23 protein-coding genes are annotated in these 24,944 nt (G+C 68.4%); 6 read left to right on the top strand and 17 right to left on the bottom strand.

What is annotated here, in order from left to right; genetic code table 11:
• Positions 1-10: 10 nt before the first annotated feature.
• From ABL840_RS13385 to ABL840_RS13355, 7 genes are all read right to left on the bottom strand, one after another.
• Entirely contained in the window at positions 11-1,348 is a 1,338-nt protein-coding gene (locus tag ABL840_RS13385; RefSeq protein ID WP_093300677.1) for a flavin-containing monooxygenase, read from the bottom strand.
• Positions 1,345-2,166: an SDR family oxidoreductase gene (locus ABL840_RS13380; RefSeq protein WP_093300678.1), complete on the bottom strand. Its 822-nt coding sequence runs from the start codon at positions 2,164-2,166 to the stop codon at positions 1,345-1,347. The genes ABL840_RS13385 and ABL840_RS13380 overlap by 4 nt, the downstream gene beginning before the upstream one ends.
• A 115-nt stretch (positions 2,167-2,281) precedes the next feature.
• Positions 2,282-3,331 (bottom strand): NAD(P)-dependent alcohol dehydrogenase, encoded by a 1,050-nt coding sequence (locus tag ABL840_RS13375; protein ID WP_093204717.1) that lies wholly within the window; start codon positions 3,329-3,331, stop codon positions 2,282-2,284.
• Positions 3,332-3,368: 37 nt separating this feature from the next.
• Positions 3,369-4,481: an ABC transporter ATP-binding protein gene (locus ABL840_RS13370; protein WP_093300680.1), complete on the bottom strand. Its 1,113-nt coding sequence runs from the start codon at positions 4,479-4,481 to the stop codon at positions 3,369-3,371.
• 32 nt (positions 4,482-4,513) lie between these two features.
• Complete coding sequence (locus ABL840_RS13365; protein WP_093301185.1) at positions 4,514-5,356, bottom strand: carbohydrate ABC transporter permease; 843 nt, start codon at positions 5,354-5,356, stop codon at positions 4,514-4,516.
• Entirely contained in the window at positions 5,353-6,237 is an 885-nt protein-coding gene (locus tag ABL840_RS13360) for a carbohydrate ABC transporter permease (protein WP_093300681.1), read from the bottom strand. Before ABL840_RS13360 ends, ABL840_RS13365 begins: the two co-directional genes overlap by 4 nt.
• Entirely contained in the window at positions 6,237-7,481 is a 1,245-nt protein-coding gene (locus ABL840_RS13355; protein WP_176947449.1) for an ABC transporter substrate-binding protein, read from the bottom strand. Before ABL840_RS13355 ends, ABL840_RS13360 begins: the two co-directional genes overlap by 1 nt.
• Positions 7,482-7,798: 317 nt before the next feature.
• On the opposite strand from ABL840_RS13355, the gene ABL840_RS13350 reads away from it, so the two are divergent.
• On the top strand, positions 7,799-8,662 hold the full coding sequence (locus ABL840_RS13350; RefSeq protein ID WP_093300684.1) for an alpha/beta fold hydrolase: 864 nt from the start codon (positions 7,799-7,801) through the stop codon (positions 8,660-8,662).
• Positions 8,663-8,673: 11 nt separating this feature from the next.
• Positions 8,674-9,897, top strand: coding sequence for an MFS transporter (locus ABL840_RS13345; RefSeq protein WP_093300686.1), 1,224 nt, complete (start codon positions 8,674-8,676; stop codon positions 9,895-9,897).
• Between the two features lie 12 nt (positions 9,898-9,909).
• Here the strand turns inward: ABL840_RS13345 and ABL840_RS13340 are convergent, their stop codons facing one another.
• On the bottom strand, positions 9,910-10,857 hold the full coding sequence (locus ABL840_RS13340) for an AraC family transcriptional regulator (protein WP_093301187.1): 948 nt from the start codon (positions 10,855-10,857) through the stop codon (positions 9,910-9,912).
• A gap of 39 nt (positions 10,858-10,896) precedes the next feature.
• Positions 10,897-12,267: a metalloprotease PmbA gene (gene pmbA, locus ABL840_RS13335; RefSeq protein WP_093300687.1), complete on the bottom strand. Its 1,371-nt coding sequence runs from the start codon at positions 12,265-12,267 to the stop codon at positions 10,897-10,899.
• 96 nt (positions 12,268-12,363) lie between these two features.
• Here pmbA and yjgA point away from each other — a divergent pair, with 96 nt between their 5' ends.
• Positions 12,364-13,020 carry a ribosome biogenesis factor YjgA gene (gene yjgA, locus ABL840_RS13330; protein ID WP_093300689.1) on the top strand — a complete coding sequence of 219 codons (657 nt, stop codon included), beginning with the start codon at positions 12,364-12,366 and terminating at the stop codon, positions 13,018-13,020.
• Positions 13,017-13,613 (top strand): molybdopterin adenylyltransferase, encoded by a 597-nt coding sequence (gene mog, locus ABL840_RS13325; RefSeq protein WP_093300690.1) that lies wholly within the window; start codon positions 13,017-13,019, stop codon positions 13,611-13,613. Before yjgA ends, mog begins: the two co-directional genes overlap by 4 nt.
• Positions 13,614-13,619: 6 nt before the next feature.
• On the opposite strand, the gene ABL840_RS13320 is transcribed toward mog, so the two are convergent.
• From ABL840_RS13320 to czcI, 8 genes are all read right to left on the bottom strand, one after another.
• Positions 13,620-13,997 carry a hypothetical protein gene (locus ABL840_RS13320; protein ID WP_093300692.1) on the bottom strand — a complete coding sequence of 126 codons (378 nt, stop codon included), beginning with the start codon at positions 13,995-13,997 and terminating at the stop codon, positions 13,620-13,622.
• An 80-nt stretch (positions 13,998-14,077) separates the two neighbouring features.
• On the bottom strand, positions 14,078-14,488 hold the full coding sequence (locus ABL840_RS13315; RefSeq protein WP_093204691.1) for a cupin domain-containing protein: 411 nt from the start codon (positions 14,486-14,488) through the stop codon (positions 14,078-14,080).
• A 19-nt stretch (positions 14,489-14,507) separates the two neighbouring features.
• A complete protein-coding gene (locus ABL840_RS13310) occupies positions 14,508-15,260 on the bottom strand; it encodes an SDR family oxidoreductase (RefSeq protein WP_093300693.1) in 753 nt (250 codons plus the stop codon).
• Positions 15,261-15,393: 133 nt separating this feature from the next.
• Complete coding sequence (locus ABL840_RS13305; protein WP_093300694.1) at positions 15,394-16,305, bottom strand: cation diffusion facilitator family transporter; 912 nt, start codon at positions 16,303-16,305, stop codon at positions 15,394-15,396.
• On the bottom strand, positions 16,295-19,522 hold the full coding sequence (locus tag ABL840_RS13300) for a CusA/CzcA family heavy metal efflux RND transporter (RefSeq protein WP_093300696.1): 3,228 nt from the start codon (positions 19,520-19,522) through the stop codon (positions 16,295-16,297). The genes ABL840_RS13305 and ABL840_RS13300 overlap by 11 nt, the downstream gene beginning before the upstream one ends.
• A 10-nt stretch (positions 19,523-19,532) precedes the next feature.
• Complete coding sequence (locus tag ABL840_RS13295) at positions 19,533-20,912, bottom strand: efflux RND transporter periplasmic adaptor subunit (protein WP_093300697.1); 1,380 nt, start codon at positions 20,910-20,912, stop codon at positions 19,533-19,535.
• A 31-nt stretch (positions 20,913-20,943) separates the two neighbouring features.
• Positions 20,944-22,302, bottom strand: coding sequence for a TolC family protein (locus ABL840_RS13290; RefSeq protein WP_093300699.1), 1,359 nt, complete (start codon positions 22,300-22,302; stop codon positions 20,944-20,946).
• A gap of 99 nt (positions 22,303-22,401) precedes the next feature.
• Positions 22,402-22,776 carry a cation efflux protein, CzcI family gene (czcI, locus tag ABL840_RS13285; protein ID WP_093300700.1) on the bottom strand — a complete coding sequence of 125 codons (375 nt, stop codon included), beginning with the start codon at positions 22,774-22,776 and terminating at the stop codon, positions 22,402-22,404.
• Between the two features lie 161 nt (positions 22,777-22,937).
• Here czcI and ABL840_RS13280 point away from each other — a divergent pair, with 161 nt between their 5' ends.
• Positions 22,938-23,615 carry a heavy metal response regulator transcription factor gene (locus ABL840_RS13280; RefSeq protein ID WP_093204673.1) on the top strand — a complete coding sequence of 226 codons (678 nt, stop codon included), beginning with the start codon at positions 22,938-22,940 and terminating at the stop codon, positions 23,613-23,615.
• 1 nt (position 23,616) lies between these two features.
• Positions 23,617-24,939, top strand: a complete 1,323-nt coding sequence (locus ABL840_RS13275; RefSeq protein WP_093300701.1) for a heavy metal sensor histidine kinase — start codon at positions 23,617-23,619, stop codon at positions 24,937-24,939.
• Positions 24,940-24,944 lie beyond the last annotated feature (5 nt).

Below are 24,944 nucleotides of genomic sequence, written 5' to 3'. Positions count from 1 at the left end.
TTCTTCGTCTTCAGGCAGGGTCGGCCAGCGCCGCGGCCGCGTTGCGCACGGCCGCGCGGTAGGTGTCCTTGTGCACGTAGTACGCCATGCGTTCCAGCTGCAGGTACTTGAAGCCGCCCGACAGGTCGGGCGCCGGCCCCTGCGCCGCGGCACGCAGCGCGCCAGCCCTGGGCGAGCCGCCCGCCTGCGCGCGAAAGTAGCGCGCCACCAGCTCGGCCTGCTCGTAGCGGCCCTGCCATCCGATGCCGCTGGCCTCGATCATCCCGAGCACCGCGATGTTCTCGAAGCGCGGCGAGAAGATGTTGAGGTACAGCCTCGGCGCCATGCCCTGCCAGTTCAGCAGCTCGCGGTCGATGAACGGGTAGTGCAGCGCATAGCCGGTGGCCGCGAGGATCAGGTCGTAGTCCCGCGCGCTGCCGTCCCTGAAGTGCACCGTGCACCCGTCGAGCCGCGCGACGTCGCCGCGCACGCCGATGTCGCCGTGGCCCACGTGGTGCAGCACCAGCGAGTTCACGATGGGATGCGACTCGTACATCCGGTAATCGGGCTTCGGGAAGCCGAAGCGCACCGGATCGCCGGTGAACCACTTGAGCACCGTCGAGTCGATGCGCTGCTTGAGCCATGGCGGCAACGGCCGCTTGCCGCCCAGCGTGTCGGCCGGCTTGCCGAACACGTACTTGGGCACGAAGTAGTAGCCGCGCCGCACCGAGATGTCGACGCTCCTGGCGTAGTGCACGGCATCCACGGCGATGTCGCAGCCCGAGTTGCCCGCGCCGACGATCAGCACGCGCTTGTCCTTGAAGAGCTCCGGGTGCTTGTAGTCGCTGGTGTGCAGAAGCTCGCCATCGAAGTTGCCGTCGAAGCTCGGCCGCTTGGGCTCGGCGAGCGTGCCGTTGGCGATGACCACGCCCCTGTATTCGGCCGTCTCGACGGTGCCCTCGCCGTCCTCGGTGGTGACGAGCCAGCGCGTATCGGGCGCGTCGCTCGCCGGCTCGACGCGCAGCACGCGCGTGTTGAAGCGGAAGTGTTCGCGCAGCCCGAAGCGCTCGGCGAAGTCGCTGAAGTAGCGGCGCAGCTCGCGGTGGCTGGGGTAGTCGGCCACCGTGTCGGCCATCGGGAACTCGGTGAACTCGGTGGTGCGCTTGCTCGAGATCAGATGCGCCGAGTGGTAGACGGTGGAGCGCGGATTGGAGATGTCCCACAGCCCGCCCACATCGCCATGCGCCTCGAAGCCCTGGAACGGCACGCCGTGCTTCTGCAGGTTGCGCGCACCGGCAAGGCCGGAGGGGCCCGCGCCGATCAGCGCGATCTGTTCGTGGGTCGGTACTGCGGCGGCGTTGGACGTCATCGGGGCGGAGGCTCCTTCGAAAGACCGGGAATGGCTGTCGCGCCCGCTTCGCCGACACGGGGCTTGCGCGGCTGGCCTCGCAACAGGCGGTCGTGAAGCTTCTCCGGCAGCAAGTCGAGCGCCTTCGAGAGCCAGCCGATGCGGCGCGGCAGCACGATCTTCTCGCGCCCCGCCGTCACGGCCGCCAGCAGCCGGTGCGCTGCCTCGTCGGCCTCCAGCAGCCCCGGCATCGCGAAACGGTTGCCGGCAGTGAGCGCGGTGCGTATGTAGCCGGGGCTGATCGTGTGCACCGTGAGGCCCGTTTCGCGCAGTTCGGCACGCAGGCTTTCCAGGTAGCGGATCAGCCCGGCCTTGCTGGCGCAGTAGGCGCCGTTGCCAGGCATGCCGCGCCAGCCGGCGATGCTGGCCATGCCGACCAGCGCGCCGCGCTGTTGCGCGCGCATCGCGCCCACGAAAGGCTGGAAGGTGGTGGCCGCGCCCAGCAGGTTGATCTCGAGCATGCGGCGGAATACGGCCAGGTCGTCGGCCTGCGCGGTGTCGTAGCCGCCCGCGACGCCGGCATTGGCGATCACGAGATCGGGCACGCCGGCGCGCGCCATCCAGTCGGCGGCCATGGCCTGCATGGCGGCGCCTTGCGACACGTCGGGGGTGTAGGCCGCACAGCGCTCGGGCGCGAGCGCGGCCAGTTCGGCGAGCCTGCCGGCATCGAGCCCCACCAGCGCCACGCTCGCCCCGTTGCCGATCAGCTCGCGCGCCAGCGCCTGTCCCAGCCCGCCACAGGCACCGGTGAGGACGACGTTGCGAAACGGCAAGGGCATTGGCGCGAGGGCTCCGGGTGGCAAAAAGCCCGGCCACTTTATCCGCGCACGCGCGCCGCGCCCCCCGGCATTTCCCCTTGCCCGGAGCCCCTGCGTCGAAGGCTTGCCGACGCCCTCAGGCGGCCGCAGGCTCCGGAAACTCGATCTGGATCTTCACGTCCGTCGCGCGGCCGGCCGCCGCTTCCTCGAAGGCCTTGATGCCGTCCTCGAAGGCGAAGGTGCGCGAGATGAAGGGCTTCACGTCGACCTGCCCCGACGCGATCAGCGCCAGCGCGCGCGGGAAGATGTTGGCGTAGCGGAACACCGACTCGATGCGCACCTCCTTCGCCTGGATGGCCACGATGTCGAAGGCCACCTTGTCGGCGGGTATGCCCACCATCACCAGGCAGCCGCCGGGGCACAGCAGGTCGAAGATGCCGTCGAAGGCGCGCGCGCTGCCGCTGGCCTCGAACACGACGTTGGCGCCCCAGCCGTCGGTCAACGCCTTCACCGTATCGGCGAGCTTGCCGGCGCGCACATCGACGGTGGTGACGGCCGGGTTGCCGGCGAACAGCGCCAGCTTCTCGGGCACGAGGTCCGCGAGGATCACGCGCGCGGCACCGCCAGCGAGCGCGGCCAGCGCCGTCATCGCGCCGATGGTGCCGGCGCCGATGACCACCGCCACGTCGCCCGGCTTCAGCGCGGCCTTCTTCGCTGCCTGCAGGCCGATGGCCAGCGGCTCGACGATGGCGCCTTCGCCGAAGCTCACGTTGTCGGGCAGGCGGAAGGTGAATGCCGCCGGGTGCACCACGAAGGGCGTGAGGCAGCCGTGGATGGGCGGCGTGGCCCAGAAGCGCACGGCAGGGTCGAGGTTGTAGATGCCCTCGAGCGTAGCGCGCGAATCCATGCGCGGGATGCCGGGCTCCATGCAAACGCGGTCGCCCGGCTTGAGGTGCGTGACCTCCGAGCCCACCTCGGCCACGATGCCCGAGGCCTCGTGGCCCAGCACCATGGGTTCTTCCACCACGTAGGGGCCGATGCCGCCGTGCTGGTAGTAGTGAACGTCGCTGCCGCACACGCCCACGGTGTGCATGCGGATCTTCACGTCGCGCGGCCCCACGTGAAGCGGGATGTCGAGCTCGCGCAGCCTGAGCTCGTGCGCTTTTTCCAGAACCAGTGCTTTCATGGTCTTGAGTCCTTGAAGGAGTGTTGTCGGTATGTGGTCAATGCAATGAGGTTTCAGCGCGCAGCAGCGAGGCGCCCGAATCGATGTCGAAGATGTGCACCTGTGCGGGGTCGGCCACGAAGCGCACGCGCTCGCGCAGCCCGGGGCACTGCGCGGAGGGCATGAGCGCGGCGATCTCGCCGTCGCCCTGGCCGAAGCTCACCAGCACCTCGTTGCCGAGGTATTCGATGAGCTGCACCTCGCCCTGGAAGCCGCCGTGCTGCCCGCCATGGGCATCCACCAGCAGGTGCGCGGGCCGCACGCCGAGCGTGACGCGCCTGCGGCCTTCGAGCGCGAACCGGTGCGCGTCGACCCGGACGGTGCCTTCACGGCCGAAGAGTTCGACTGTCGGCCCTGCCTGCGCGGCCTCGCGCACTTCCATCTCCACCAGGTTCATCGGCGGCGTGCCGATGAAGCCGGCCACGAAGGCCGAGCGCGGCCGCTCGAAGATCTCGCGCGGCGAGCCGACCTGCTCGATGCGCCCGTCGCGCAGCAGCACGATGCGGTCGGCCAGCGTCATCGCCTCGTGCTGGTCGTGGGTCACGTAGACCGTGGTGGTCTTCAGCGCCTGGTGCAGCCGGGCGATCTCGATGCGCATGTGATTGCGCAGCTTGGCGTCGAGGTTCGACAGCGGCTCGTCGAAGAGGAAAACCTTGGGCGTCTTGATCATCGCCCGCGCGATCGCCACGCGCTGCTGCTGCCCGCCCGACAACTCGGTGGGCTTGCGCTGCAGGTAGCGCTCCAGCCCCAGCGTGTCCGACACCTCCTTGATGCGCGCGTCGATCTCCGCCTTGGGCACCTTCAGCCGCTTGAGGCCGAAGGCGATGTTGTCGCGCACGCTCATGTGCGGATAGAGCGCGTAGTTCTGGAACACCATGGCGATGCCGCGCTCCTGCGGCGGCAGGTCGTTCACGCGCTGGCCGCCGATCATGAGGTCGCCGTCGGAGATGTCTTCCAGGCCCGCGAGCATGCGCAGGATGGTCGACTTGCCGCAGCCCGAGGGGCCGAGGAACACGACGAACTCGTTGTCGGACACGTCGAGGTCGAACTGATGGACGACCTGCGTGTCGCCGTAGCGCTTGATGATCTTGTGACAGCTGATTGCGGACATTTCGTTGTTCCGGGAAAGTGGGCTCTCTGGATTCATGCCGCGTCGCGCCTGCGCTTGAACGCCGCATTGAGGAAGCCGCTGAGCACGCCGACCATGAGCAGCGGCGGCAGCGAAAGCAGGATGACGGACGCGTTCAGGATGCCCCAGGGCACGTCGCGCCCGAGCTGGCTCAGCTCAGAGGCCACGATGGGCAGCGTCTTGGCGTCCGAGGTGGTGAGCATCAGCGCGATGAGGAACTCGTTCCACACCAGCACGAAGCCGAAGGCGATGGCGCCGATCAGCGAGCGCGCGGCGATCGGCAGCGCCACCTTGAAGAAGATCGCATAGGGGCCGTAGCCGTCGACGCGGCCGGCCTCCTCCACCTCCTTGGGTACGGCCTTGAAAGCGGGAATGGCGAGCCAGATCACGGTGGAGAGCGTGAGCAGCGTGTAGGTGACGACGAGCGCGATGCGCGTGTCGTACAGCTCCAGCTGCAGCCAGATCACCATCAGCGGAATGGCCACAGCCACCGGCGGCAGGAAGCGCATGGAGAGCACGAAGAACTGGATGTCGTTGGCCCAGCGCAGCGGGTAGCGCGCGAGCGCGTAGGCCGCGGGCAGCCCGAGCACGGCGCCAGCGATCACCGCCGCGCCCACCACCACGACGGAGTTGACGAGCCCCTGCGCCACTGCCTCGCGGCTGAGCACATACACGTAGTTCTCCAGCGTGGGCGTGAAGAAGAACTTGGGCACCGCCGAGACGATGTCGACCCGGTTCTTGAACGAGTTGAGAAAGGTCCACAGAACCGGCACCAGCGCCGAGAGTCCGGCCAGGATCAGCACCAGCCGCGCGAGCAGCGTGCCGACGGAGAACTTCTTCTTTGCAGCAGCGCTCATTTCGGCCGCGTCCATTTCCAGATGTAGGTGAAGGCCACGGTCGAGGCGACCATCATCAGCACCGCCATGCCCGAGGCATACGAGATGCGGCCCGACTCGATGAAGCCCTGCGAGAAGGCGTACATGTCCAGCGTCTCGGTCGAGATGCCGGGGCCGCCGCGGGTCATCACGTAGATGAGGTCGAAGGCGCGCAGCGACTCCACCATCTTCACGAAGCACAGGCTGACCAGCGGCGCCTTGAGCATCGGCAGCGCCACGTAGGCGTAGACCTCCCAGGTCTTCGCATGGTCCATGCGCGCGGCCTCGAAGGGCTGGGGCGGCAGCGTCTCGAGCAGCTTGAGCACGATGACGGCGAAGAAGAGGCCCCACTGCCACACGTCGACGAAAGCCACGGTGAGCAGCGCGGTGACCGGGCTGGCCAGCAGGTCGAGCGGCTCGCCGGTGACGGCCTTGTACGGCCAGGTCAGCAGGCCGAACAGCGGGTGGAAGGCGAACTTCCACACGAAGGCCGCCGACACGCGCGGCAGCAGAACCGGCACGATGAACAGCATCGACAACACATTGCGCCAGCGCGCGGTGGTGCACTGGAACATCAGCACGCCCAGCAACACCGCCAGGCCCATGGTGGCGCTGACCGTCAGCACCTCCCACACCAGCGACACGCGCACCGAGTTGAGGAAGCGCCGGTCGGAAAAGAGCTGGATGTAGTTCGACAGCCAGACCCAGGCCGTGTCGGCCTGCCCGAGCTCGCGGTCCTGCAGCGAGATGCCGATCGCGAAAAGGGTGGGCACCAGTGCCAGCACCGCCAGCACCAGCAGCCCGGGCCCGATGAAGACGAGAGGCAGCCTCGTCGTCTTCCTTTTTTTCTCCCTGAGCGTCATTACTTCTTGCGCCGCGCGACCAGTTGCTTCGCGTAGCCGTCGAGTTCGTCGAGGCCGGCCTTGATGTCGGTGCGCGAGCCGGTGATCAGCTCTTCGAGAATGATCCCCCAGCGGTCGCCGAGATCGGGCCAGGCCGGGTCCTGCCAGAAGTTCACGGCCGTGACCTTGCCGGTGTCGGCCAGCGCCTTGCCGAGGTCGGCGCCATAGCGCTTGGCGAACTCGGGACTCGACAGCACGCTGGTGCGGTTGAGCTCGCCGAACTGACCTTCCGCGAGGCGGCGCTGCTCCTGCTTCTTCGAGGTGGCCCAGGCGACGAACAGGCCCGCGCACTTCTTCGCCTCCTCGGTCTTGTTGGCCTTGGCGCCGATGGCCAGACCGTGGCCATAGCCGCCGCCGGTCAGCGGCGTGGGCGGCGGCAGGTAGGCGACCTTGCCGATCACGGTCGACATCTTCGGGTCGAGCGCGTTGCCGGCCAGCGGGGTCGACTCGACCAGCATCGCCACCTTGCCGGCCAGGAAGGCGCCGGTGGATTCGTCCCAGCCGCCGGTCTTGGTGCCGGGCGCCGAGTACTTGAACAGCTCGAGGTAGGTCTGCGTGGCCTTCACCGCGGCGGCCGAATCGAACACGGGCTTGTCGCCCTCGAACCACTGGCCGCCGTAGCCGCGGAAGAAGGGCATCCAGCGCCACACGTTGGCACCGGAGCCGCGCTGGCCGCGCAGCGCGACGCCATAGACGCCGTTGGCCGGGTCATTGAGCTTCTTCGCCGCGGCGACGAACTCGTCGAGCGTGGTCGGCGGCTTGATGCCGGCCTTCTCGAGCAGGTCCTTGCGGTAGACCAGCAGGTCGCCGCCGCCGGTGAGCGGAGCGAACCAGACCTGGCCGTCGAAGCTGGCGACCTTCTGGCGGCCGGGGTCGAAGTCGGCGTAGTCGTAGTCGGCGGGGTAGTACTTGGCCAGCGGCACGATCCACTTCGACTGGGCGAACAGCGGCACGTTGGCCTCGTCGACGTAGTACACGTGGTACTTGCCCACAGTGGAAGCGTCCGCGCGGGTCTTGGTGCGGCGGTCGTTCTCGTTGAGGTTGTCGATGTTGAACGAGGCACCGGCGAGGGCCTTGAACTCGTCCTTGTACTTTTCGAGCAGGGTCAGCCCGTCGCGGGGCTGGGACAGGACGCGCAGGTCCTCCTTGCAGACCTGCTGCGCCTGGGCCGCGCCACCCCATGCGGCCAGCGCCGCCAGCGCCATCGCGCAACCCGTCATCCGGTACCGGTTTTCTTGAACAGCCATCGCTTTTGTCTCCTTTGAGCCTGTCGTGGATTGCCGGGGAATCGCGGCGGAAACAGGTGGGACGAAGCGTAGGCAGCGGCGGCGCGGCGCCGCGTACACGCGAGCCGGGGCACTGGTATTTTCATGACCACCCTGCTTGGGGTTTTGCCGGGGTCAGGCGGGCATGGGTGCCGCGCCGGTTCGCTTCAATCGCCACATCGGTTGCAACATAAAACCATATCGATAGAATCCATCTGGTCTTTTTTTGAAACCACAGCGGCGATGCCGCAACCGCCATGACTCACTACCGCACCACCACCGTCGACGGTCTGAAGATCTTCCATCGCGAGGCAGGCGACCCGGCCCTGCCCGCCCTGCTCCTGCTGCACGGCTTTCCGGCCTCGTCCTTCATGTACCGCGGGCTGATCGAGCAGCTGGCCCATCGCTTCCACGTCATCGCGCCGGACTACCCAGGCTTCGGGCACAGCGATGCGCCCTCGGTCGCGGAGTTCAGCTACACCTTCGACAGCCTCGCCGACATCGTCGGCAAGCTCACCGACCAGCTCGGCCTCGAGCGCTACGGCCTCTACATGCAGGACTTCGGCGGCCCGGTGGGCTTCAGGCTGGCAAGCCGCCGCCCGGAGAAGGTCGATTTCCTCGTGGTGCAGAACGCCAACGCCTACGAGGAAGGCCTGCCCGACAGCTTCTGGGGACTGGCTCGCGAGCTGTGGCGAGACCCGTCGCCCGCCAACTACGCGCGCATCCGCGACGCCGCCATGTCCGACGAAGCCCTGGCGTGGAACTACACCCACGGCGTGAAGGAGCTGGAGCGCATCGACCCCGACAGCTGGCTGCTGCAGCGCGCCCTGCTGGCGCGCCCCGGCAACAAGGACGCGATGGCGGCGCTGCTGCACGACTACGGCAGCAACCTATCGCTCTACCCCGCCTGGCAGGCCTACTTCAGGCAGCACCAGCCGCCGACGCTGATCGTCTGGGGCGCCAACGACGTGATCTTTCCGCCCTCAGGCGCCTATCCCTACCAGCGCGACCTGCGGCGGGTCGACTTCAAGCTGCTCGACACGGGCCATTTCGCGCTCGAAGAGCTCGGCGAGGTGATCGCCACCCACATCGAGCATTTCCACGACGCGCTGAACGCCTGAGGAACCCGGTCATGGAACTGAACGTCGATGCGGCGGGGGCGCGGCCATGCCCCGAGCCGTCGATATCGGGCGCGCTGGCGCTGCTGTTCGCCGTCGCCTGCGGATTCGCGGTGGCCAACGTCTACTACGCCCAACCGCTGCTGGACACGCTGTCGCACACCTTCGGCATCCGGCCCGCCACGGTCGGTGTCGTCATCACCATCACGCAGATCGGCTACGGGCTGGGGCTTCTGCTGGTGGTTCCGCTGGGCGATCTCGTCGACCGGCGACGGCTGATCGTCGGGCAATCGCTGCTGTCGGCGGTCGCCCTGCTGGCGGTGGCGCTGGCGCCGGGCGCGTCGGTGCTGCTGCCGGCGATGGCCGCCGTGGGCGTGCTGGCGGTGGTGACGCAGGTGCTGGTCGCCTATGCCGCGAGCATGGCCGCGCCGGGCGAACGCGGTCGCGTGGTGGGCACGGTCACCAGCGGCATCATCCTCGGCATCCTGCTGGCGCGGGCGGTCTCGGGCACGCTGTCGGATCTCTTCGGCTGGCGTTCGGTGTACCTGGCGTCGGCGGCGGCCACGCTGCTGGTCTCCGGCCTGCTGTGGATGGTGCTGCCGAGCCGCGCGCGGCCCGCGCCGGGCATCTCCTACGTGCAGCTGATCCGCTCGGTGTTCGCGCTCTTCGCGCAGGAGCCGGTGCTGCGCATCCGCGCCGTGCTCGCGATGCTGATCTTCATGGCCATCACCATGATGCTGACGCCGATGGTGCTGCCGCTGACGGCGCCGCCCTTCTCTCTGTCGCACACGCAGGTGGGCCTTTTCGGCCTCGCGGGTGCGGCCGGGGCCCTGGGCGCGGCCCGAGCGGGCCGTCAGGCGGATCGTGGCCGCGCGCAGCGCACCACCTTCATCGGCCTGGGGGCGATGCTGCTGTCGTGGCCGCTCATCGCGATGCTGCCGTGGTCCATCTGGGCAATGGTGGCCGGCGTGGTCGTCATCGACTTCGGGCTGCAGTCGGTGCACGTGGCCAACCAGAGCCTGATCTACCGCGTGCGCCCCGAGGCGCAGAGCCGACTGACGGCCGGGTACATGATCTTCTACTCCATCGGGTCCGCCACCGGATCGATGGCCTCGACGATGGTGTACGCCCATGCGGGCTGGAACGGCGTCTGCGTTGCCGGGGCCCTCGTCAGCGGCGTGGCGCTGGCATTCTGGGCGCTCACGCGGCACCAGACGCCGCAGGACACGGCCTCCTGAAGCCGCAACGGCTCAGTCCGTGGTGGCGAGCGGCGTGTTCTGCGCCGTGCGCAGGCCGAAGCGATCCTGCGCCTGCTGCCGGTAGGCCGAGGGTGTCATGCCCTTGAGCTGCAGGAAGCGGCGGTTGAAGTTGGCGAGATTCGCGAAGCCCACCTCGTAGCAGATGTCGCTCACCAGCCGGTCGGACACCTGCAGCATCTCGCAGGCCTTGGCCACGCGCAGCCGCGTGACGAAGTCGGTGAAGGTGGCGCCCATGTGCCGGTGGAACCAGCGCGAGAAGCTGCTCTCGGCCATGTTGGCCACGGCGCACACTGCCGGCAGCGAAAGGTCCTCGGTCAGGTGCCGGTCGAGGTAGTCGAGCACGCGGCGCATGCGGGTGTTGGCGCTCGGGTCTTCCCCGGCCGGGTCGGCGGTGCTGGAAATCTGGCGCCAGTCGGGCCAGCGGGCCAGCTCGTGCAGCAGGCCGATGAACTCCGCCAGCCGGGCCATGCCCTCCTGCGCCTGAACTCGCAGGAAGCGTTCGCGCACCAGCGAGTGGATACCGAAGAACTCGATGCCCAGCTTGGCCCGGTCGAGCATCGGCAGCACGGTCTTCAGCTCGGGAAACAGGTCGGTGCCCTTGCGCAGCGGCTCGTCGCGGAAGTGGATGACCATGCTGCGCTCGGCGATGCCCTCGGGCGGCACGTCGTGCGAGATCCAGGTGTGGGGCAGCCGGGCGCCCACCAGCGCCACGTAGCCGGGCTCGAAACGGCCGATGTGGTCGCCCACAAAAGCGTCGCCGCTGCTGCGGTTGATGCACTGCAGCTCGTATTCGTCGTGGTAGTGCCAGCAGTCGAAGGGCCAGGGCACGCCGTGCTGCAGGCAGCGCACCGAACTGCCGCCCGCCGGCTCGAAGCCGAGCCGGGGGTCGCGCATCAGTTCGTGCTCGAGTTCCGGTTTTCGCGCTGCGTTATGCCTCATGTTCGACAAGCCCTCGCGCGCAGGCCGGCGGCGCAGCCTTCAGGCGCCGGCGACCTTCATGCGGTTCACCAGGACCGATCCGGTGGTCTTGGCGCCGAAAGTGTAGGCATCCGCCCCGATGGCTTCAATACCCAGCAGCATGTCCTTCAGGTTGCCGGCGATGGTGATCTCCTGCACCGGGAAGGCGATCTTGCCCTTCTCCACCCAAAAGCCGCTGGCGCCGCGCGAGTAGTCGCCGGTCACGTAGTTCACGCCCTGCCCCATCAGCTCGATCACGAACAGGCCGGTGCCCAGCTTGGCGAGCATCGCGTCGAGGTCGTCGGTGTGCTTCGTGAGGCGCGAGCTGAGCGTGAGGTTGTGCGAGCCGCCGGCGTTGCCGGTGGTCTTCATGCCCAGCTTGCGGGCCGAGTAGGTCGAGAGGAAATAGCCCTCGAGGCGACCGGCGTCGACCACCTTGCGTGCCCGGGTGGTCACTCCTTCGTCGTCGAAGGGGGCGCTGCCCTTGCCGCGCAGCAGGTGCGGGTCTTCGGCCACGTCGACGTGCGCCGGCAGCACGGGCTTGCCCAACGAGTCGAGCAGGAAGGTGCTCTTGCGGTACAGCGACCCGCCGCTCACGGCCTGCACCAGCGAGCCCAGCAGGCCCACGGCCAGCGGCGACTCGAACAGCACCGGGCATTCGGTGGTCTTGATCTTGCGCGACTTCAGGCGGCTGAGCGCGCGCTCGGCGGCGTAGCGGCCCACGGCCTGCGGGCTGGCCAGTTCGTCGGCCGAGCGCATGGAGCTGTACCAGGCGTCGCGCTGCATGTCGTCGCCCTTGCCGGCGATGGGCGCCACCGAGATGGAATGCCGCGAGCTGGCGTAGCCGCCCCTGAAGCCATGCGTGTGGGCGCTGAAGAAATGGCTCTGCTGGGCCGAGACGCCCGCGCCTTCGCTGTTGGTGATGCGCTTGTCGGTCGACAGGGCGGCCTCTTCGCATTCCAGGGCCAGCTTCGCGGCTTGCTCGCTGGTCACGTCCCAGGGGTGGAACAGGTCGAGTTCGGGCTGGACCTTGGCGATGTCTTCCTCGTCCGGCAGGCCGCTGACGGGGTCTTCGGCCGTGAAACGGGCGATGTCGTAGGCCGCCTGCACCGTCTGGGCGATGGCCGCCTCGGAGAAATCGGAGGTGCTGGCGTTGCCGCGGCGGTGGCCCACGTAGACCGTGACGCCCAGCGACTTGTCGCGGTTGCGCTCGACGTTCTCCAGCTCGCCCTTGCGCACCGAGACGCTCAGGCCGCAGCCCTCGGAGGCCTCGGCCCCGGCGTCGGTGGCACCGAGCTTCTTGGCATGCGCCAATGCGGTGTCGACCAGGTTTTCGAAGAAGGATCGGCTGTAGGCGAAGCCGGAATCGGCGCGCGAGGAGGATGTCGTCATGTGGTGGCTATGATACTTGCGCCCCCCATTTCCGGTTTTCCCCCAGCTTCCCGCCGCGCGTTGCAACGCTGCACGGCGCGGCCCAGAATCCATCCCATGTCCCGCAAACCCAAAAAAGGCTATTACGTCCGCGGCCATTTCGTGGCCGAAGGCAGCGAGCTCGACCTCGAGCTCAAGCGCGAGCTCAAGGGCTCCGACGACGCCAGCCGCACCGACCTCAAGCGCGAAAGCGAAGAACTGCAGAAGCTGGGCGCCGAGCTGCTCACCCTGCGCGCCGGCCTGTTCGACGCGCTCCAGCTCGACGAAAAACTGGTCGAAGCCATCGCCGAGGCCAAGCGGATCACCAATTTCGAGGGCAAGCGCCGCCAGATGCAGTTCATCGGCAAGCTCATGCGCAAGCTGGAGCCCGAAGTGCTGGAAGCCGTGAAACAGGCCCTGACCGAGCAGAACACCGTGCCCGCGGCCGAAGTCGCCGCCCTGCACGAGGCCGAGCGCTGGCGCGACCGGCTGATTGCCGACGACGACGCACTCGGCGGCTGGATCGAAACCCACCCCGCCACCGATTCGCAGCAGTTGCGCGCCCTGGTCCGCCAGGCCCGCAAGGACATGAAGTCCGGCCCCGCCGGCGAGGCCCCCCGTCAGGGCAAGGCTTACCGCGAGATCTTCCAGCTGGTGCGCGCCCAGCTGGCTGTGCATGGCGGCGACGACCATGCGGCAGCTGCCGCCGCACAGGACCGGGAAGAAGACGCATGAGCGAAGCCGGCACTTTCGACCCGGTGCGCATCGGCATCGTCTCCGTCAGCGACCGCGCCTCCAGCGGCACCTACGAGGACAAGGGCCTGCCTTCGTTGAAGGATTGGCTGGGCCGTGCGCTGAAGAACCCCATCGAGTTCGAACCCCGCCTGATCCCCGACGAGGCCGAACGCATCAGCGCCACGCTGATCGAGCTGGTCGACGCCGGCTGTTCGCTGGTGCTGACCACCGGCGGCACCGGCCCCGCCTTGCGCGACGTGACGCCCGAGGCCACGTTGGCCGTTGCGCACAAGGAAATGCCGGGCTTCGGCGAGCAGATGCGCCAGATCAGCCTGCGCTTCGTGCCCACCGCGATCCTCTCGCGCCAGGTGGCGGTGATCCGCGACAAGAGCCTGATCATCAACCTGCCCGGCCAGCCGAAGTCGATCGCCGAGACGCTCGAAGGGCTGAAGGACACCGAGGGCGTGCAGGTGGTGCCGGGCATCTTCGCGGCCGTGCCCTACTGCATCGACCTGATCGGCGGGCCCTACCTCGAGACGGACGACTCGGTCTGCAAGGCGTTCCGGCCGAAATCGGCCATCCGCGCCCGCTGAGGCTGCTTACTGGGCCTCGCGCCCCCTGGCTTCCACGTCCTTAAGGCAGGCGTTGATCGCCGCGTTCGACGCGAGTTCGTAGCAGCGCGCGGCGGCTGCGCGCATCGCCTTCTGCTGCTCGTGGCGCTCCTGCGCGCTGTCGATCTGGTAGCTCATGAGCCACTTCATGGCGAAGGCGAGCACGATGCCGAAACCGATCGCGATGCCCACCACCGTCGACCGCCAGGTCCTCACGCGCGCGGCGGGAGGCGCCGCTGCGTAGCCGACATCGAAGGCCATGGGCGGCTGCGCCGACGAGCCGCCGTGGACCTTGCGGCGCTGCGACGCGCGCGCCTCGGTCTTTGCTGGGGTGAAAGACTTGTTGTCGTAGCGGCTGCTGCTCATCGATCTGCGTGCATGGGAAGGTAGTCCGGGCGCGATTGTCCAACACCCCGGCCCGGCAAGCTGAAATGGCAGCCCCGGCGCTACTTCACCGGAATGAAGAACGGCACGCCCTTGTTCTTCACCATGGTCACGATGAACTTCGCCGGCTTCGTAGCGCTCGCGTTGCGTCCCACGGTATGGATATCACCCGGGCCCTCGTAGAAGGTCTGGCCGGGCGTCAGCGTAACCTCCTGGCCACCCTTCACGCCCATCACGATGGAACCCTCGATCACGTAGACGAATGCGTGGGCGTCGTGGCGGTGGACGGGGTCGACCGAGCCAGGCGGAAAGTCCACGGCGAGCACGATGGCCTCCTTGCCGGGCATGTCCGCCAGGTCCTTCGTGCTGAGCACGGTCACGGCGGCTTCGGGGGCTGCCGAGGTGGGCATCGCGGCGAATGCGCCGAGGGCGATGCCGAGCGGGATGCAGATGGTCTTGATGAGACGGGTCATGGCTGTCTGTCCTCCGCGCTCAGGCCGCCGCGCGCTGCGCCAGCCATTCGTCGAAGCGGATCGCCCCCAGGCGCGGACTGGCGCCGGGCGTCAGCGAGCGGTCGTCGAGGCGCACGCCGAAATAGCGGGCCCCAGGATCGGTCACGACCCTGCGCGTGTCGCCCGTCGCCTCGAAGAAGCGTCGCACCAGCGCATCGAGCGGAACGGCCTGCGGCCCGGCGATCTCGATCCGGCCGCGTGCCGGGAGCTCGGTCACGACTTCGGCGAGCGCCGCGGCGACGTCGTCGGCCGCCATCGGCTGGATAAGCGCGTCCGAAAGCCGCACAACGCCGTCCTGCACGCTGGACGCCGCGATGCCACCCACGAACTCGAAGAACTGCGTGGCCTGCACGATGGTGTAGGGCACGGGCGAAGCCTCGATCAGGTCTTCCTGGAGCTGCTTGGCGCGGAAGTAGCCGCTGTCGAGCAGGCGCTCGGTGCCGACCACCGACAGCGCGACGTGATGCGCCACGCCGGCCTCCACCTCGGCCGCGAGCAGATTGCGTCCCGAGGTCTCGAAGAAGTTGCGCACCGCCTCGTCCTCGAACGAGGGCGAGTTCGCCACGTCGACGACGACCCGGGCGCCCGCGAGCGCCTCCTTCAGGCCCTCGCCGGTGAGGGTGTTGACGCCCGTGGAGGGCGATGCGGCGTTGACGTCGTGGCCGGCCTGGCGCAGCCGTGCGGCGAGCCTGGAGCCGATGAGGCCGGAGCCTCCGATGATGACGATTTTCATGGTGATTCCTTGGTCGAGAAAGAGTGCGAAAGGAGCGCCCCGATGGCGACCCTCGCCTGCAAGACGTCCGGCCGCACGCGCCTGTGACAGCCGGATCGCTCTTTCTTCCAAAAAATCGGCCTCGGAACCTTTCCTAGGCCTTCGCCGCCCCGAAACCGTGCGTATCGGCCGCCTGCTCGCATGGCACCCGCTCGACCTGCACGGTGGAGTGGTGGATGTCGAAGCGCTCGGCGAGCATCGCGCGCAACTGCTGCGTCAGCGGCGCCATGTCGCCCGTCTCCGGCGCGCACACCACGTGCACGCTCAGGTTGACCTTGCCACTCGACAGCGCCCACACATGCAGGTCATGCAGGCTCGCGACGCCTTCGCTGCCGAGCAACGCACCCTCAACCGCCGGCAGGTCCACCTCGTCGGGCACGCCCTCTAGCAGCACGTTGAGGCTCTCCCGCAACAGCCGCCAGGTGCGCGGCAGCACCCAGAGGCCGATGGCCACGGCGATCACCGAGTCGACCCAGCCCCAGCCCGTGTAGCGGATGACGATGGCGCCGACGATCACGCCGATGGAGCCCAGCATGTCGGCCCACACTTCCAGGTACGCACCCTTCACGTTGAGGCTCTCGTCCTTGCCGGAGGCCAGCAGCCGCATGCCGATGAGGTTGACCACCAGCCCGCCGGCGGCCACCAGCAGCATCATGGTCGACTGGATCTCGGCCGGCGCCGAGATGCGCCGGTAGGCCTCGTACAGCACGTAGATCGCCACGAAGAACAGCAGCACCGCGTTCAGCACCGCCGCCAGGATCTCGAAGCGGTAGTAGCCGAAGGTGCGCCGCCTGTCGGCGGGCCGCTTGCCGATCCAGATGGCGGTCAGCGAGATCGCCAGCGCCACGGTGTCGGTGAACATGTGCGCGGCGTCGGACAGCAGCGCGAGGCTGCCCGACACCAGTCCGCCCACCACCTCGGCGACGAGATAGACCGAAGTCAGCAGCAGCGCCCAGCGCAGTGCCTTCTCGTTGCCGCCGGTGGCGTGCGAATGCTCATGTGCCATGGGAACCTCGCAGTGAAGGACCTGAAGGATCGAGCGGCGCGCCGTGGGCCTGCTCCCGCCCTTCCACCTGCGCCTCTTCTGCCTCTTCTTCGTCGCGCCGGTGCGCGATGCGGTAGAGCAGCGGGAGCACCAGCAGCGTCAGCGCGGTCGACGACAGGATACCGCCGATGACCACCGTGGCCAGCGGCCGCTGCACCTCGGCGCCGGTGCCGGTGGCGATGGCCATCGGCACGAAGCCCAGCGAGGCAACCAGCGCGGTCATCAGCACCGGGCGCAGGCGCGTGAGCGCGCCTTCGCGGATGGCGGCGTCCAACGGCAGGCCGCCCTCTCTCAGGTTGCGGATGAACGAGATCATCACCAGCCCGTTGAGCACCGCCACGCCCGACAGCGCGATGAAGCCCACTGCCGCCGAGATCGACAGCGGAATGCCGCGCATCCACAGCGCCACGATGCCGCCCGTGAGCGCGAACGGAATGCCGGTGAACACCAGCAGCCCGTCCTTGATGTTGCCGAACATCGCGAACAGCAGCGTGAACACCAGCAGCAGCGACACCGGCACCACGATCTGCAGCCGCTGCGTGGCCGAGGCGAGGTTCTCGTACTGCCCGCCCCACACGGTCCAGTAGCCGGTGGGGATCTTCACGTTGCGCATGGCTTCCTCGGCCTCGGCCACGAAGGAGCCCAGGTCGCGCCCGCGCACGTTGGCGCTGACCACGATACGGCGCTTGCCGTCCTCGCGGCTCACCTGGTTGGGGCCCGGCGCGATGTCGAGCGTGGCCACCTCGCCCAGCGGAATGAAGCTGGTGCGCAGGCCTTCGGCGCCCGCGCCCTTGGGCAGGGCCACGGGCAGGCGCTTGATGGCTTCCAGGTCGGTGCGCAGGTTCTCGGGCAGGCGCACGATGATGTCGAAGCGCCGGTCGCCGTCGAACAGCGTGCCCGCCTCGCGCCCGCCGACGGCGGCGGAGATCGCGTCCTGCACGTCGCCAACATTGAGGCCGTAGCGCGCGGTCTTGCTGCGGTCGATGTTCACCGTGAGCATTGGCAGGCCCGTGGTCTGCTCGACCTTCACCTCGGCCGCGCCGGAGATGCCGTTGAGCACGCCGGCCACTTCGGCCGCGGTCTTGTTCAGCACGTCCATGTCGTCGCCGAAGATCTTCACCGCCACGTCGCTGCGCACGCCGGAGATCAGCTCGTTGAAGCGAAGCTGGATCGGCTGCGAAAACTCGTAGTTGTTGCCCGGCAGCTTCTCGACTTCTTCCTGCACCGCCGCGAGCACCTCGGCACGCGTGCGGCGCGGCTCGGGCCAGTCCTTCTCGGGCTTGAGCATGATGTAGCCGTCGGAGATGTTCGGCGGCATCGGATCGGACGCGATCTCCGCCGTGCCGGTGCGCGCGAACACGCGCTCGATCTCCGGAAACTTCTTCTTCAGCGTGCTTTCGAGCTGCTTCTGCATCTCGACCGACTGCGTGAGGCTGGTGCCCGGAATGCGCAGCGCCTGGATGGCGAAGTCGCCCTCGCTCAGGCTCGGCACGAACTCCGTGCCCAGGCGCGTGGCCAGCAGGCCCGACAGCACCACGGCCACGGCCGCGAAGGTGATGACCAGCGGCTTTGCCGACATCACGCGCGCCAGCAGAGGCTCGTAGGCGCGCTTGGCCCACAGCATCAGGCGGTTCTCCTTCTCGCTGACCTTGTTGCCGATGAACAGCGCCACGGCAGCGGGGATGAAGGTGATCGACAGGATCATCGCGCCCAGCAGCGCGATCACCACGGTGAAGGCCATCGGGTGGAACAGCTTGCCCTCGACGCCCGTGAGCGCAAAGATCGGCAGGTACACGATCATGATGATCAGCTGGCCGAACAGCAGCGCGCGCCGCGCCTCCTGCGAGGCCGCGAACACCTCGTGGAAGCGTTCGCTGCGCGTGAGCGGCCGTCCCTTGTGGGCCTGCGCGTGAGCCAGCCTTCGCACGCAGTTCTCCACGATCACCACCGCCCCGTCGATGATGATGCCGAAGTCCAGCGCGCCCAGGCTCATGAGGTTGGCGCTGACCTTCTGGTTCACCATGCCGGTGAAGGTGAAGAGCATCGACAGCGGGATCACCAGCGCGGTGATGATGGCCGCGCGGATGTTGCCCAGGAACATGAACAGGATCGCGATGACCAGCACCGCGCCCTCGAACAGGTTCTTCTTCACCGTGGCGATGGCCTTGTCGACCAGCACCGTGCGGTCATACACCGTCACCGCCTTCACGCCGGCGGGGAGCGTGCGGTTGATCTCCTGCATCTTCTTGTCGACGGCCTGCGACACGGTGCGGCTGTTCTCGCCGATCAGCATGAACACGGTGCCCAGCACCACCTCGCGGCCGTTGTCGGTGGCCGCGCCCGTGCGCAGCTCCTTGCCGATGCCGACCTCGGCCACGTCCTGCACGCGCAGCGGAATGCCGTTGGCGTTGCCGAGGATCACGTTGCCGATGTCCTCGGCCGACTTCACCTGCCCCGGCGCGCGGATGAGGTACTGCTCGCCGCGCTTCTCGATGTAGCCCGCGCCCACGTTGGCGTTGTTGCGCTCCAGTGCGAGCACGATGTCGCTCATCGTCAATCCGTGGGCCAGCAGCTTGGCCGGATCGGGCGCGATCTGGAACTCCTTGGCGAAGCCGCCGATGGAGTTGATCTCGGTCACGCCCGGCACGTTGCGCAACTGCGGCTTGATGATCCAGTCCTGTATCTCGCGCAGGTCTGTCGGCGAGTACGGCTTGCCATCGGCCTTCTTCGCGCCCTCTTCCGCCTCGACGGTCCAGAGGTAGATCTCGCCGAGGCCGGTGGAAATCGGCCCTATCACCGGCGAGATGCCGCGCGGCATGCTCTCGCGCGCGGACTGTATGCGCTCGTTGACGAGCTGCCGCGCGAAGTAGATGTCGGTGCCGTCCTTGAAGATCACCGTGACCTGCGAGAGGCCGTAGCGTGAGAGCGAGCGCGTCTGCTGCAGGCCCGGCAGGCCGGCCATGACGGTCTCGATCGGATAGGTCACGCGCTGCTCGGTCTCCAGCGGGGAGTAGCCGGGCGCGGCGGTGTTGATCTGCACCTGCACGTTGGTGATGTCGGGCACGGCGTCGATGGGCAGCTTCTGGTAGCTGAAGATGCCCAGCGCCGCCATGCCGAACACGGCGAGCAGGACCAGCCAGCGCTGCTCGATGGAGAAGCGGATGATTCGTTCGAACATGCGGGCTTCCTCAGTGGGTGTGCGTGGCCGAGCTCTTGCCCTGCTGCGACTTCACGACGAAGCTGCCGCTGGCGGCATAGGCCGCGCCGGGCTTCAGCCCGCCGACGATCTCGATGCGCTTGCCGTCGCTGCGCCCGGTCTGCACGTGCTGCGGCAAAAAGCCGCCGGGTACGCGCAGGAACACGGTGGGCTTGTCTTCCACGGTCTGCACCGCGTCGGCCGCAACCGTCACGGGCGCCTCCGTCTCGGAGGCCACCAGCTCGACGTTCACGAACAGGCCCGGGCGCCAGATGCGCTCGGGGTTGGTCAGCGTGACGCGCGCCGTGGCGGTGCGCGTCTGCGCGCCGATAAGCGAGCCGACGTACGACACCTTGCCGGTCGCGGTCTGGTCGAAGGCGGTCGAGCGGATCTTCACCTGTTCGCCGATGCGCACCAGGTTCAGGTTGTTGGCGGCCACGCTGATCTCGGCCCACACGGTCGACAGGTCGGAAATGGTGAAGACGTTGACCGCCTCGCCAACCGATTCGCCGAGCGAGATGTGCTTTTCGACCACCATGCCGTCGAAGGGCGCGCGCAGCTCGTAGCGGCCCAGTGCCGACGAGGCGGGCGTGGCGCCCAGCGCCAGCAGCTTCTGGTTGGCGTTGGCAACCGCGATCTGCGCCTCCTGCATGGCCTGCTGCGCCTGCAGGTAGTCCTGCTGCGGCGAGATCTTTTCCTCCCACAGCTTCTTCTCGCGCTCGTGGGTGGTGCGGGCCAGCTCCAGCCGGCGCTGTGCCGCCTGCAGTTCGCTGCGCTGCTCGGAAAGCCCCGGGCTCGACAGCACCGCGAGCACCTGCCCGCGCTTGACCTCCTGGCCCAGGTTGGCAGACACGCTGTCGACCACGCCCGCCACGCGCGGCACCACATGGGCCGTGCGGTCTTCGTTGAACTTGATCTCGCCGGGCAGCTGCAGCGACAGCTTGATGCGCGCGGGGCCGGCGTTCTCGATCGTGATGTCCGAGGCCTTGACCTGCTCGTCGGTGAAGGCGATCTTTTCCTCGTCCTCCTTGTGCGCGGCGGACTTCTCCTCGCCCTTGGCTTCGCCGGAGGCAGCCTTGGTTTCGCCCTTTTCTTCCTCGGCGTGGTGCTCCTTGTCGCCGTGGCCCTTGGCCTCGCCGTGGCTGTGGTCGTGGTCCTCGCCGGTCTTGGACTCCTTGTGGCCCTCTTCCTCGTGATGCTCCCCGTCGCCATGGCCGGCGGCCTCCGAATGGCCCGCTGCCTCGGGCTTGGCGGGCGCGCTACGCAGGATCAGCGCCCCGGCGCCCACGCCCAGCGCGAGCACGGCCGCGATGGCGATCAGCTGCTTCTTGCCGACACGCTCGGCGAAAGACTTGCGTTCTTCTGTGTTCATGATCTGTGAGTTCCTTGCTTGTCAGCGCGTGTCAGCGCGCCACGGGCGCCGTCGTCGTCGCGGGAGAGATGTCGCCACCTTCGCTGCCTTCATTGCCCAGCAGCCGGTCGAGATCGCCGGCCGCGCGGTGCGCGTCGGCCAGCGCGAGCAGGTATTGCGCGCGCACCTGGAACAGAGTGCGCTGCGCATCGAGCGCTTCCAGGAAGCTGAACTTGCCGAGCTCGAAGCCCTTGGTCGCGGCTTTGTAGGCGCTCTCGGCGCCGGGCAGCGCGTCGCGCTGCAGCGTCTCGGCGGTGGCGTGCGCGGAGCGCAGGCGTTCGGAGGCCTGGGCCACCTCGGTGCCGAGTTGCAGCTCGGCGGCGACGAGGTCGTCGCGCGCCTTTTCCTCGCGGCTCAGGGCCTCGGCGACGTTGCCCCGGTTGGTGTCGAAGATCGGCAGCGGCACGGAGAGGCCCAGCACCACCTGGTTGCGCCGGCTGCTGCCGGTCTCGCCCTCGGAAGCCGGCACGCGCTTGGCGCCGAGCGAGACGGTCACGTCGGGAATGCGCCTGGCCCGTTCCAGGTCGGACAGCGCCTTGCGCCGCTCGACCTCGAGCCGCGCCTGCCGCACCACGGGCGCGGCAGCCATGCGGCCGGCCACGTCCTGCTCCGACGCCATGGCCGGCAGCTGGTCGACCGCGCCATCCACCTGCGTGAAGCGCGGCGCCGGGTTGCCCCACAGCGCGGCCAGCTGCTGGCGCGCGGAGCGCAGCGTGCCCTCGGCCTGCATCAGCTCGACGCGGATGCCCGCCTCGGCCACGCGCGCCTTGGTTTCCTCCAGCGGCGAGACCTTGCCCGCCGCCACGCGATTGGCCGCGGCGCGGGTGGCCGTTTGAGCGAGCCCCACCGAATCCTGCGCGAGCCGCAGGCGCTCCTGCGCGGTCAGCACCTCGAAGAAGGCCGTGACGGTGGCCGCGCGGATCTCGGCGCGGCGGCCGGCCAGCGCCGACGCGGCCTGGTCGCGCGCCCGCTCCGCTGCCGTGACGCGGGCCGAGCGCTTGCCGCCCAGTTCGATGGGCTGGCTCAGCTGCAGCGTGGTGGTGCGGTTGTCGCGGCGCAGGTCTTCGAGCTGCGCGTCGAGCGTGGGGTTGGGCCAGGCGCCGGCCTGGACGATGGCGGCCTCGGTGGCCTCCTGCTCGCGCAATGCGGAAGACAGGCCGGGGTTGGCCTGCAACGCCATCGCGATGGCGCTGCGCAGGGTCAGCGGGCCCGCGGGCTCCTGCATGCGGGCCGCCGCGCCTGTCTGCGCGGCCTGTGAGTAACGGGGACCGGCTGAGGCCTGCGAGACCTGTGAAAAAGCCGGGGGCGCCGCCATGGCCAGCACGGCCAGCGGCACGAAGAGCGTGCGCATCGAATTCTCCTGGGTTGCGAAACAACGGACGGACGAATTCGGCGAGAGCTCGGCTAGCTGATGGTTGGTATCAGGAAGGGGTGGTTTTCTCTCGCCGAATCAGGAGGCGAGAGACCAGTCGGGACGGACCGGAACGTCGGAGACATGCGAGGCGAAACGCTCGTCGGGCGTCGCGCGCAGCGGCTGGGCCACGCGTGCGACGGATTCCAGCGGCTCGTCCAGCGCGTCGGCGTGCTGGGCATGGCCGAAATGGCAGACCGCGCAATCGCCGACGACGGCATTGGGCTGGGTGCTGGAGTTCTTCTGCGCGCCTTCGCCGCTGTGGCTGCGGTCGGTGCCGCGCGTCTCGCTTTCGTGATGGCCCCAGTGATCGGGCCGCGTGTCGCGCTCATGCTGGCAGTACGCCGATGCCGACGCCCAGCTGAACTGGAACGGCAGCAGGACGAGCATGAAGATGAGGAACCAGCGGCGCATGGAGGCAAAAAGTATATCGGCGGCCCCTGTCGGGCATTCCGGCAATGGCCCTGCGAACAGCAGGCCCGGCGCAATGTATGACGCCCGGGCGGGGCTTTGTCCGTCAATAGGATTACCAAAACGTAACCCGCGTATCGAAAGTGCTTCGATACCATCGCGCAATGCGAATCCTTGTCATCGAAGACGAGCCCAAGCTGGGCGACTACCTCAAGAAGGGCCTGGAGGAGAACGGCTACGTCGTCGACATCGCCCGCGACGGCATCGAGGGGAAGTACCTCGCCACCGAGGGCGAATACGCGCTGATCCTGCTCGACGTGATGCTGCCCGGCATCGACGGCTTTGCCGTGCTGCAGGCCATACGGCGCACCAAAAACGTGCCTGTGCTGGTTCTCACGGCGCGCGACAAGGTCGAGGACCGCGTTCAGGGGCTGCAGCAGGGAGCGGACGACTACCTCGTCAAGCCCTTCTCCTTCTCCGAGCTGCTGGCGCGCGTGCAGGCCCTGCTGCGCCGGGGCAAGCCGCAGGAATCCACCGTGCTGCGGCTGGCCGACCTGGAGGTCGACCTCGTCAGCCGCAAGTGCGTGCGCAACCGCACGCGGCTGGACCTCACGGCCAAGGAGTTCACGCTGCTGCTGGTGCTGCTGCGCCGTCGCGGGCAGATCCTTTCGCGCACCACGCTCGCCGAGCAGGTGTGGGACATGAACTTCGACAGCGACACCAACGTGGTGGAAGTGGCCATCCGGCGCCTGCGCAGCAAGCTCGACGATCCGTTCGAGGTGAAGCTGCTGCACACCGTGCGCGGCATGGGCTACGTCCTGGAAGACCGCTCCTGGGCATGACTTGACCGCCCGGCCGCAATCCCTCCAGAGCCGCCTGTCGCTCTGGTTCGCCGCCCAGACCCTGTTCGGGCTCAGCGTGATCTGCTTCGCCATCTACCTCGTGACGGCCTGGAACTTCGGGCAGAAGCAGGAGGAAGAGCTCGACCACAAGGCGGTGCTCGTGCAGCACCTGCTGAGCGAGGCCGAGAAGGGCGGCGACCTCGCCTTCCTGCGGCACAAGCTCGAGGATTTCTTTTCGATGCAGGACGACGTGCGGCTGTCGATCTCGGCCGGCGGCACGCAACTCTTCGAATCGAGGCCCGCCGAAGGCGGCCGCTGGATGCTGCGCGACGTGAAGGTGCCCTGGACGCAGGCCGGCGCCACCACGCAGCTCTCGGTGCGCATCGGCGTGAACACTGCGCAGGAGGCGCAACTGCTGCGCCGGCTGGCGTGGACCCTGGTGGGCGCCGTTGCGCTGGGCACGGCGCTGGTCTCGCTCACGGGCATGTGGCTGGTGCGGCGCGGCCTGAAGCCGCTCAAGACGCTCACCGAGCGCACCGCGGCCATGGCACCAGACAAGGCCAACCAGCCCATCGACGCCACCGACTTCGCCGAAGAACTGCGCCCCTGGATCACCCAGTTCAACGCGCTGCTGCTGCGGGTGCAGCGCGCCTACGTGCAGCTCGAGTCCTTCAACGCCGATGTGGCGCACGAGCTGCGCACGCCGCTGGCCAACCTGATCGGCTCCACCGAGCTCGCGCTCACGCGCCCGCGCAGCAACGAGGAGCTGCAGACGGTGCTCGCATCCAACCTCGAGGAAGTCGGCCGGCTCTCGGGCATCGTCACCGACATGCTGTTTCTCTCGCAGGCCGAGCGCGGCGCGCCGATGCGCACGCGAGCGGCGACGAGCCTTGCGGCACAGGCCGGCGACGTGATCGACTTCTACGACGCCATGCTGGAAGAAGCCGGCCTGCGCGCCGAGGTGCGCGGCGACGCCATGGCCGACGTGGACGCGGCGCTGGTCCGCCGCGCGCTCTTCAACCTGCTGGGCAACGCCATCCGCTTCGCGACTGCGGCTTCGACGATACGCATCGAGATCGGCGAGGAGAACGCAGGCGAGTTCGCAGTGGCGGTGGTCAACAAGGGCCGGCCCATCGACCCGGCCGCCCTGCCCCGCCTGTTCGAGCGCTTCTACCGGGCCGCGCAGGCCCGCGACGGCTCGACCCGGCACCACGGGCTGGGCCTGTCGATCGTGGAGGCCATCGCCCGCATGCATGGCGGGCGGGTGTTCGCGGCCAGCGGGGGCGGCGAGACGCGCATCGGGTTCACCGTCGCGCGTCAGTGACCGGC

The organism is Variovorax sp. NFACC27 (assembly GCF_048301545.1).
Lineage (GTDB): Bacteria > Pseudomonadota > Gammaproteobacteria > Burkholderiales > Burkholderiaceae_C > Variovorax > Variovorax gossypii.
Note: the sequence above shows the minus strand (reverse complement) of the source record. Positions and strands in the feature narration are given on the sequence as shown.